Source organism: Bradyrhizobium sp., from assembly GCF_036735945.1.
Lineage (GTDB): Bacteria > Pseudomonadota > Alphaproteobacteria > Rhizobiales > Xanthobacteraceae > Bradyrhizobium.
This window is the reverse complement of record NZ_DAINNI010000171.1, coordinates 1-8,405: the sequence shown is the minus strand read 5'-3', so window position 1 is coordinate 8,405 and position 8,405 is coordinate 1. Positions and strand designations below refer to the sequence as shown.

Here is an 8,405-nt window from a genome sequence, read left to right as displayed (position 1 = left end):
AGCCTCGAACGCGATCCGCAACTGGAATCCATCCTCGCCAACCGCAAGCGGGATCTCGGCATCGCGTTCGAGTCAGGCCGCCGGCTCAGCCAGGAGTTGGCCTTCACCCACGGCATCGACCTCGGCAGAGGCCGGGGCATCGGAATTTGATCCATCTGCCGCCGTCTCTACGCCACGCTATGACGAGTGGAACAACCCTCTTGCCGCGTTTAACTATCTGTCCTGTCTGGTCTCAGAAGCCCTCAGAAACATCCGGCAGGAGGCAGCGCGGCCATGCGCGAACCAGACCGTATCATCCGCCTGAAAACTGTTCTTTCCCGGACCGGGCTGTCCCGGTCCACCATCTACCGCAAGATCGCCGAGGGCACGTTCCCACCGCAGATCAAGATCAGCATTAACGGGAGCGGCTGGCATGAGTCCGACATCAACCGCTGGATCGCCGATCCCGTCGCATGGCGCCCGAAACGCGAGTTCGATGCGGTCTGATGAGGCCTCTTTGCTGCCGACGACAGTGAACCGGACCGGCGTCAGGCCGTAAAGGCTGGCGCTGTCGCGCCCCCGCTTCGCGGCTTCGGCCTTGAGGGCCTGACGCCGTCCCGGTTTGAGCTCTCCAAGCAGACAAAGACGGATTGGGAGCGGTCGCGCTTCCAATCCAGAACGGAGAGGCAGCGGGCGGAGCTCGACGACAAAAAATTTCCCTAAACCAAGCGCAGATTTTAGTCTGGGCGCACTTTACGCCGTTCTGAAAATCGACGACATGTGAACAAGATAGATGGCGCGCCCGGAACGATTCGAACGTCCGATCCTCAGATTCGTAGTCTAATCGGGCCGCAGTCGCTAGTCAGCAGCTGCGCCCATCGCGAACGGGCAGCGATCGGCGATGCGCTCGCAGCCGCAAAACCGGGCGTCGCGCTTAAGGACATGATTGATCATTTCGAGGGGAAGCGGTTCGGCCGCGCCGAACCGCTTCTGCTGCCAGTCGGCGCTCGATGTAATCGTTGATCGATTTGACTGTGATGCGTCGCGATTTGCCCTCGGTATAACTTTCCAGCTCGCCCGTGTTGATAAGTTCGTACAGCTTTTTGCGCGAGACCTGGATCGCTCTCATCGCTTGCTTCGGCGAAGCTACGAGCGGGACGTCAAACGTGATAGACACGGCGCTAGACATATGAAGCATCCTGTTGTCCCCGGATATTTCTGAGCATGCCAGACCGGACTTTCGGCCCAAAGCACTCACGGGACCGTGCGCATTTTTCGGATGCCCGGTCGTACGACTTCGTGCTCTTTTCGGTCCACAGCCTCGATTTCCTTCGGGTAGAGTACAAGGCCTGCTTAGGTAGATGACCGGCGACAAACCATCGGACAGAACAAGAAGCTCGGTGGATCGGTCGTGGACTGAACGGAGGGCTGACTTGTCCAAGACAAACTAACCGGTTTTGTCGAAGCGGATGAGATTTGATCTTGCGAGGAATTGCGCCCAATCTTTCATGAGGGAACCTCGCTTCTGGAGCTTTTGCCCGCGCTGATAGGCTGCCGTGGTCTCCGATTTGTACTTGTGGGCGAGCGCTGCCTCCCGGACGCCATCAGGATAGTCTGTGCATTCTTCGGCCCAGGTTGCGAAGGTCGAGCGGAATCCATGCACGGTAACGTGACCGTAACCTAAGCGGTCCAGTACGGCGAGCATGGCATTCTCAGAAAATGCTCCACCCTCAGGATTCCGAAAGATCAATTCGCGTTGGCCGCCGCGCATCTTATCGAGTATAGCCAGAGCAGGATCCGACAGCGGCACAACGTGATCCTGGTGCATCTTCATGCGTTCGCTCGGAATTCTCCAGGTCGATGAGGGCCGATCGATCTCCGACCAGCGTGCTCCTACAACTTCGTTTGTCCGGCATGCGGTGAAGATCAGAAAGCGCAACATCGCCGCGGCAATGCCAGCGGCGCTGGAAAGCACAATTATGAACTGCGACGCCTCGGTATATGGTAGGGCAGGATGGTGCTGGACGAAACGCTTGGGCCGCTTCGGAAGTTTCTCGCGTAGCTGTTTCGTGAGCTCGGCGGGATTGCGGAAGTCTTTATCGTCGACGTCGACGTTCTTCGCGATGACCGTTTCGATTCGGCCGCGCACCCGGTTCGCCGTTTCTCGCTTCTCGACCCAGATTGGTCGCAACAATTCATAGACATGGCTGGGCTTGATCTCCGGGATCGTGAGTTTCCCGATTGTCGGGTAGGCGTAGCGCTTGAGCGACGACGGCCATTGATCGCGGTGCTTTTCGCTCCAGGTCGTCCAGTGCTGGCGGATGTATGCTTCGGCGCATTCCTCGAAGGTTGGCAGCATAGCCTTGATCTCGACGGCCTTCTGCTCCTCGCGTGCCTCACGCCTCTCCTGCACGATGTCGACGCCCGGCGTGCTGCGATCACCCTTGACGCGAAGACGCGCGGCATCGCGAGCTAGGCGTGCATCCTTGAGCGACACGCCTTTGAATGAGCCCAGGCCGAGCCAGCGCTGCTTGCCGTCCTTCCAGTACCGGTAGCTCCAGTTCTTCGACGTGGCGCTCGCGACGATGAGGTAGAGACCGTCGCCGTCAGGGTATTTACCGGGCCGGGTTTCGCGTGCGACGTCGAGCGGTTTGAGCTTGCCGGCCATGTGTTCCCCCTCGCGGAAAAAATCCGTCCTCCGAACCAACGGCCAAAAGCTACGGTTTGCGCGGTATCTAGCGGTAACATCGCGGCACTAGCCGCAACAGCCTTTATCGCGCTACTCGTTGTTTTTGCAGTCGATTCGAACAATCGGATATGGAGGAGAACAGTGTAGTGGCGGAGAGAGTGGGATTCGAACCCACGGTACGGTTTCCCGCACACACGCTTTCCAAGCGTGCGCCTTAAGCCACTCGGCCATCTCTCCGGAGGCCCTCTCTTGAAGGGGCAGGACTGATTTTGCAAGGGAGGCTGGGCGCGGCGGCCAAAATTTCCCCAATCCATTGAATTCTATCGGAATTTTTGATCGCTTCGCCCCCGAAATCGGCACTTTCGCCGGGCGCTGAACCGGAATCCGGCCACGATCGACGATGATAGATGGCGGCCCTGATCGGTGGAGGACGGCAATCATGGTCTCGCGGACGCTTCAATTCACCGTCCTGCTGGCGGCGCTTGCGATCGGCGCGGTGGCGCCGGCGCTGGCGCAGTCCTGCACCCGGCAGGGGACGGACGTGACCTGCGACGACGGCCGGCGCGGCATCTTCTCCAACGACGCCATCGTCTGGGCCGACGGTACGCAATCGCGGCTGGCCTCGCCGCATCCGAGCGTCATCATCGGCAACAAGTCGTCGGTGGTGATCGGTCCCGGCGTGTTCGCCGGCAACGGCAAGGGCGGCTACGTGCCGATGGAGAATCCGAGCGCGCCGAACAAGGCGCGCTGTCCGGTGCTCGACGGCGCTTCGTATTGCTACTGAGGCGACGTCCCGGCATTGGGATAGATGGATTGCTTCGCTGCGCTCGCAATGACGGGCGGGGATAGGGTCGCGTCTTCTCAGGATGAGGAAATCAATCCGGAGAGCCGGTCGCTAATGATATCGCACGTTGCCGTTGCCGGCGGAGCGGATCGGCCATCGCGACGGCTCGACGATGACGGGCGCGAGCGCGGCGCGGTCGAGCTGGCATTCACGCAGCGCGTCGGTGAAATCGGCGAACCATTGCTGGATGGTCTGGCCGCGCAGCTTGGTCATCATCGCTTCCCAGCGCATCCGCCGCTCGGTCAGCGGCATCGACAGTGCGGTCGCGATGGTGCGCGCCATGCCGTCGATATCGTGCGGATTGACCAGCAGCGCGGTGTCGAGCTCGTTGGCGGCACCGGCGAATTTCGACAGCACCAGCACGCCGGGATCGACCGGGTTCTGCGCGGCGACATATTCCTTGGCGACGAGATTCATGCCGTCCTGCAGCGGCGTCACCACGCCGACCTGCGCGGTGCGATAGAGTCCCGCGAGCACGGCCTGGCCGTAGCCCTTGTTGAGATAGCGGATCGGGGTCCAGTCGACCTCGCCGTGCAGACCGTTGACGTCGCTGACGAGCCTGGCGACCTCGCTCTGCAGATTGCCATAGGCCTCGATGCCGCCGCGCGATGGCGTTGCGATCTGCAGGAACGAGACGGTGCGCGCCAGTTGCGGATGCATGCTCCACATCCGGTCGAACGCCTTGATGCGGTTGATCAGGCCTTTGGAGTAGTCCAGCCGGTCGACGCCGATCGCAAGCTTCTCGCCGTTCAGGCTGCGCCTGAGCCGCGACACGTCGGGATGCGTCGAGGCCTTCGCCGCGAGTTGCGCGAACTGCTGCGGATCGATGCCGATCGGAAACACCGCGGCGCGGGTGCGGCCGTGGCGGGAAACCACGACGCCGTCATGCACGGCAAGCCCGAGATCGGCCTGCGCGTAGGACAGGAAGTTCTCGCAATCTTCCTCGGTCTGGAAACCGATCAGATCATAGGCCAGCATCGCCTCGATCAGTTCGCGATGATGCGGCACGCCCGAGATCACGGCGCGCGACGGCCACGGCGTGTGCAGGAAGAAGCCCACCGGTTCGGTGACGCCGAGATCGCGCAGCTCGGCGCCGAGCGCGAGGAAATGGTAGTCCTGAATCCAGAACGCGGAATCCGGTTTGCGGAATCGCAGCAGCGCACGCGCCATGAAGGCGTTCACTTCGCGATAGCTGACATAGTCCTCTTGCGTGGCGCGGATCAGATCGGCGCGCGAATGCAGCGCCGGCCACAGCGCGGAGTTGGCGAAACCCTCGTAGTATCCGCCATAGTGCGCGGCCGGCAGGTCGAGCATCGCCAGCGCGCCGGTACCGAGCGCTTCGATCTCGGCGAAGGGTTCCTTCTGGTTCCCGTCGCGGACCCTTCCGCTCGAACCGACCCAGATAGCGCCTGACTTCTCGACGATCGGCAGCAACGCCGCCGCGAGCCCCCCCGTCATGGGCTCGTTGGGTTTTCCGCGCGAAACGCGGTTAGAAACGACGACGAGGTTCAATGGTCCCCTCCCGTTGGTGCGCCGCGGTTAACAACCGTTCATCAATATGGTTCCTGATCACCCTTTCAACGAATTGAAACCAAATTCGGGCTGCGGCGTGGGGGAACTCACTGGAACTCACGAAAAATAAAATTTGCCGCGAACCTCGGCGCGAAGCGCGAGAATCTGTGTTCGAATCTCGTCGAGACGAAAGACATTATGGCAGCGATGCGTCCCTTTCGTCATCAAGCAGGTGCGTCAGGAATTCCCTGACGTCGCTCGGCGCATCGAAATGTCCTGCGACACCTTTGGCGCGGCGGCCGACCGAAAATGCAAGGCCGCCGAGATCAGGCATGATCGCAAACACGGTCTCGTCGGTGACGTCGTCGCCGATGAAGAACGGACGGCGGCCCTTGAACGGCTCGCGGGTCATCAATTCGAGCACGCCGCTCGCCTTGGTGAAACCGGAATGCTTGATCTCGCAAACGCATTTGCCGGGCAGCACCTCGATCGGCGCGTTGGGCAGATCGGCGCGGATCAGCGACACCGCGGCATAGATCGCCTTCTCGGCATGCGGTGCCAGGCGATAGTGCAGCGCCAGCGAATAGCCCTTGTCCTCCAGCAGAATCCCCGGGCTCAACTTCGCGATCGCGGCGAGGCGCCGCTTCAATTCCTTGTCCATCGGCGGCGCATGCGCGGCCACCGCCTCGCTATCGGGATCGATCCGCATCTCGGCGCCGTGGCCGCCGACGGCAGGAAATATATCGGGCGCGAAGATCAGGTCGATGTCGTTGAGCGAGCGGCCGCTGACCAGCGCCAGCGCGCCGTTGGACCGCTGGTGCAGGCGCTTCAACGTCTCCGACAGTCCGGGCGGCACCCAGACCTCGCGCGGCGTCGGCATCAGGTCGAGCAGCGTGCCGTCGATATCGAGCAGGATGGCCGACCGGCTCAGATGCGGCACCAGCGAGCGCGGCACCGGCACCGTTTCGGGCGCGTCGTCTTCACGAGCGAGTTCGTCGTCCAAGGGCATTTCCGCCAGATCCCGGTTCATATCGTCCATCATATCCTACTCCACACTTGCGAGCGGCCGTGCGACGGATTCGAGCGACTTGCGCTCGGCCGCAACGGCGTACCGCCAGGCGACGGCGGCAGCCCCGATCATCAATGCCGACCCGAACAGATAGCCGGCGAAAACGCTGTTGCGCGATCCGGTATCGACCAGCGCCCCGAACAGCGCCGGCCCCGCCACGCCGCCGATGCCGGTTCCGATCGCATAGAACAGCGCAATCGCGAGCGCGCGCACCTCCAGCGGAAAGGTCTCGCTGACGGTGAGATAGGCCGCGCTCGCCGCCGGCGAAGCGAAGAAGAAGATCACCATCCAGGCGATCGTCTGGGTCTGCGCGGTGAGCACGCCGATCGAGAACAGATAGCCCGACAGCGCGAGCAGCACGCCTGATGCGCCGTAGGTGGTCGCGATCATCGCGCGCCGGCCGATCGTATCGAACAGGCGGCCGAGCAGCAGCGGCCCGAGGAAATTGCCCGCCGCAAAGGGCAGGATGTACCAGCCGACGTGACTGGACGGGATGCCGAAGAAGTCGGTCAGCACCAGCGCGAAGGTGAAGAAGATCGCGTTGTAGAAGAACGCCTGCGAGGCCATCAGCACGAGGCCCACCAGCGAACGCTGCCGATACGTCGTGAACAAGGTCTGCGCGACTTCCCCAAGGGGCGTGTGGCTGCGCATCCGCAAGCGGATCTTCGGGAATATTTCGTCGGCGGCATGATCGGAATGGCGCGTGGACGCCTTCTCGATGTCGTCGACGATGGCGTGCGCCTCCTCGGGGCGGCCATGGACCATCAGCCAGCGCGGGCTTTCCGGAATCCACATCCGCATGAACAGAACGATCAGGCCGAGACCGGCGCCGATGAAATAGGCGAGACGCCAGCCCATGTCGGGCGCGAGCAGCCTGGGATCGAGCAGCACGATGGCGGCGACCGCGCCGATCGCAGCGCCAATCCAGAAACTGCCGTTGATCACGAGATCGGTCCAGCCGCGATAGCGCGCCGGCACCAGTTCCTGGATCGTCGAGTTGATCGCGGTATACTCGCCGCCGATGCCGGCACCGGTGAGAAATCTGAACAGCGCATAGCTCGCGATATTCCACGACAGTGCGGTGGCGGCGGTCGCGGTGAGGTACAGCGCGAGCGTGATGAAGAACAGTTTCTTGCGCCCGATCCGGTCGGTCAGCCAGCCGAAGCCGAGCGCGCCGATCACGGCGCCGGCGAGATAGGCGCTGTTGGCGAGCCCGACGTCGAAATTGGAAAATTGCAGCGTCGGGCTTTCCTTCAGCGCGCCTGACAGCGCGCCGGCCAACGTGACCTCGAGCCCGTCCAGAATCCAGGTGATGCCGAGCGCGGTCACGACGCGGGTGTGAAAGCCGCCCCAGCGCAGGCTATCGAGCCGCGCCGGTATGCTGGTCTCGATGACGCGGCCGTTGTCCTGCTGCGCGGGCGCGGGATCGGAGACGCTCTTATCCACCGCCGCACCGCGCCTTCTTGCTGTCGCACCCATCGGATTGGACCAATGAAAAACACCCCGGAACGCCCCAGCCCCAGGGTTTTCACGCTCAATTGCGGCAAACATGATGCCCACGACAGTGATAACGCCTTGCAAAGGGCGATGTTCCTGACGTGGCGGGCAGGCTAAATTGCATGGCTGGGAGTTTGTTCGCGATAAGCCAGAGGTAGCGCCATGCGTGCCGCCGTCATCCTCCGCGCAGGCGGAGGATCCAGTACGCCGCGGCTTCTCGGCTCGATCGTTGACGCCTCTGGAATACCAGGTCACCCGCCTGCGCGGGTGACGACAGTCGAAGATTTGGCGACGGTGAGAGCTCCCCGCTCACGCCGCCCTGATATTCGCCATGAAGCGGTCGAGCTCCTCGCGCAGGCGGGTGCTTTCGCTCGACAGCGAGCGCGCCGAATTCAGCACTTCCTCCGAGGCCGAGCCGGTTTCGGTGGCGCCGCGATTGACGTGCATGATGTTGGTGGCGGCGTCCTCGGTGCCTTTGGCGACGGTCTGGACGCTGCGCGCGATTTCCTGCGTCGCCGAGCTCTGCTGCTCGACGGAGCTGGCGATCGTGGCGGCGATCTCGGAGATCTTTCCGATCGTGCCGCCGATTTCCTTGATCGCGGCGACCGATTCCTGCGTCGCGCCCTGCATGCCCGCAATGTGATTGGAAATCTCGTCGGTCGCCTTCGCGGTCTGGCTGGCCAGCGACTTGACCTCCGACGCCACCACGGCAAAGCCACGGCCGGCATCGCCGGCGCGCGCCGCCTCGATGGTGGCGTTCAGCGCCAGCAGGTTGGTCTGCTCGGCGATCGCGGTGATCAGCTTGACGACGTCGC

The 8,405-nt window shown here is 62.7% G+C and carries 8 protein-coding genes, 2 tRNA genes and 1 pseudogene; 3 read left to right on the top strand and 8 right to left on the bottom strand.

The window, feature by feature from the left end:
- Nucleotides 1-150: pseudogene (locus tag V7E26_RS30090) on the top strand (conjugal transfer protein TraA); the annotation flags it as partial.
- 123 nt (nucleotides 151-273) lie between these two features.
- Nucleotides 274-486, top strand: coding sequence for a helix-turn-helix transcriptional regulator (locus tag V7E26_RS27775; RefSeq protein ID WP_324422520.1), 213 nt, complete (start codon nucleotides 274-276; stop codon nucleotides 484-486).
- Between the two features lie 287 nt (nucleotides 487-773).
- On the opposite strand, the gene V7E26_RS27770 is transcribed toward V7E26_RS27775, so the two are convergent.
- The 4 genes from V7E26_RS27770 to V7E26_RS27755 form a co-directional block, all read right to left on the bottom strand.
- A tRNA-Arg gene (locus V7E26_RS27770) sits at nucleotides 774-838 on the bottom strand.
- Between the two features lie 75 nt (nucleotides 839-913).
- Nucleotides 914-1,156 carry a helix-turn-helix domain-containing protein gene (locus V7E26_RS27765; RefSeq protein WP_324422518.1) on the bottom strand — a complete coding sequence of 81 codons (243 nt, stop codon included), beginning with the start codon at nucleotides 1,154-1,156 and terminating at the stop codon, nucleotides 914-916.
- Between the two features lie 270 nt (nucleotides 1,157-1,426).
- Entirely contained in the window at nucleotides 1,427-2,647 is a 1,221-nt protein-coding gene (locus V7E26_RS27760) for a tyrosine-type recombinase/integrase (protein WP_324422516.1), read from the bottom strand.
- A 168-nt stretch (nucleotides 2,648-2,815) separates the two neighbouring features.
- A tRNA-Ser gene (locus tag V7E26_RS27755) sits at nucleotides 2,816-2,905 on the bottom strand.
- A gap of 202 nt (nucleotides 2,906-3,107) precedes the next feature.
- Between V7E26_RS27755 and V7E26_RS27750 the strand changes: the two genes are divergently transcribed.
- The gene (locus V7E26_RS27750; RefSeq protein ID WP_324422514.1) at nucleotides 3,108-3,452 is read left to right on the top strand and encodes a hypothetical protein; all 345 of its coding nucleotides are present in this window, start codon (nucleotides 3,108-3,110) and stop codon (nucleotides 3,450-3,452) included.
- A gap of 111 nt (nucleotides 3,453-3,563) precedes the next feature.
- Here the strand turns inward: V7E26_RS27750 and V7E26_RS27745 are convergent, their stop codons facing one another.
- From V7E26_RS27745 to V7E26_RS27730, 4 genes are all read right to left on the bottom strand, one after another.
- On the bottom strand, nucleotides 3,564-5,024 hold the full coding sequence (locus V7E26_RS27745; RefSeq protein ID WP_324422512.1) for a trehalose-6-phosphate synthase: 1,461 nt from the start codon (nucleotides 5,022-5,024) through the stop codon (nucleotides 3,564-3,566).
- 196 nt (nucleotides 5,025-5,220) lie between these two features.
- Nucleotides 5,221-6,054: a trehalose-phosphatase gene (gene otsB / locus V7E26_RS27740; protein ID WP_324422522.1), complete on the bottom strand. Its 834-nt coding sequence runs from the start codon at nucleotides 6,052-6,054 to the stop codon at nucleotides 5,221-5,223.
- A 15-nt stretch (nucleotides 6,055-6,069) separates the two neighbouring features.
- Entirely contained in the window at nucleotides 6,070-7,572 is a 1,503-nt protein-coding gene (locus V7E26_RS27735) for an MFS transporter (RefSeq protein WP_442893493.1), read from the bottom strand.
- 327 nt (nucleotides 7,573-7,899) lie between these two features.
- Nucleotides 7,900-8,405: methyl-accepting chemotaxis protein (locus V7E26_RS27730; RefSeq protein WP_324422508.1), on the bottom strand; the 506-nt coding region annotated here is incomplete at its 5' end.

What these genes read in the sequence shown, in the direction of transcription:
- V7E26_RS27775 (WP_324422520.1), top strand. Translation starts at nt 274, where the DNA reads ATGCGCGAACCAGACCGTATCATCCGCCTGAAAACTGTTCTTTCCCGG.
- V7E26_RS27760 (WP_324422516.1), bottom strand. Translation starts at nt 2,647, where the DNA reads ATGGCCGGCAAGCTCAAACCGCTCGACGTCGCACGCGAAACCCGGCCC.
- V7E26_RS27750 (WP_324422514.1), top strand. Translation starts at nt 3,108, where the DNA reads ATGGTCTCGCGGACGCTTCAATTCACCGTCCTGCTGGCGGCGCTTGCG.
- otsB (WP_324422522.1), bottom strand. Translation starts at nt 6,054, where the DNA reads ATGAACCGGGATCTGGCGGAAATGCCCTTGGACGACGAACTCGCTCGT.
- V7E26_RS27735 (WP_442893493.1), bottom strand. Translation starts at nt 7,572, where the DNA reads ATGGGTGCGACAGCAAGAAGGCGCGGTGCGGCGGTGGATAAGAGCGTC.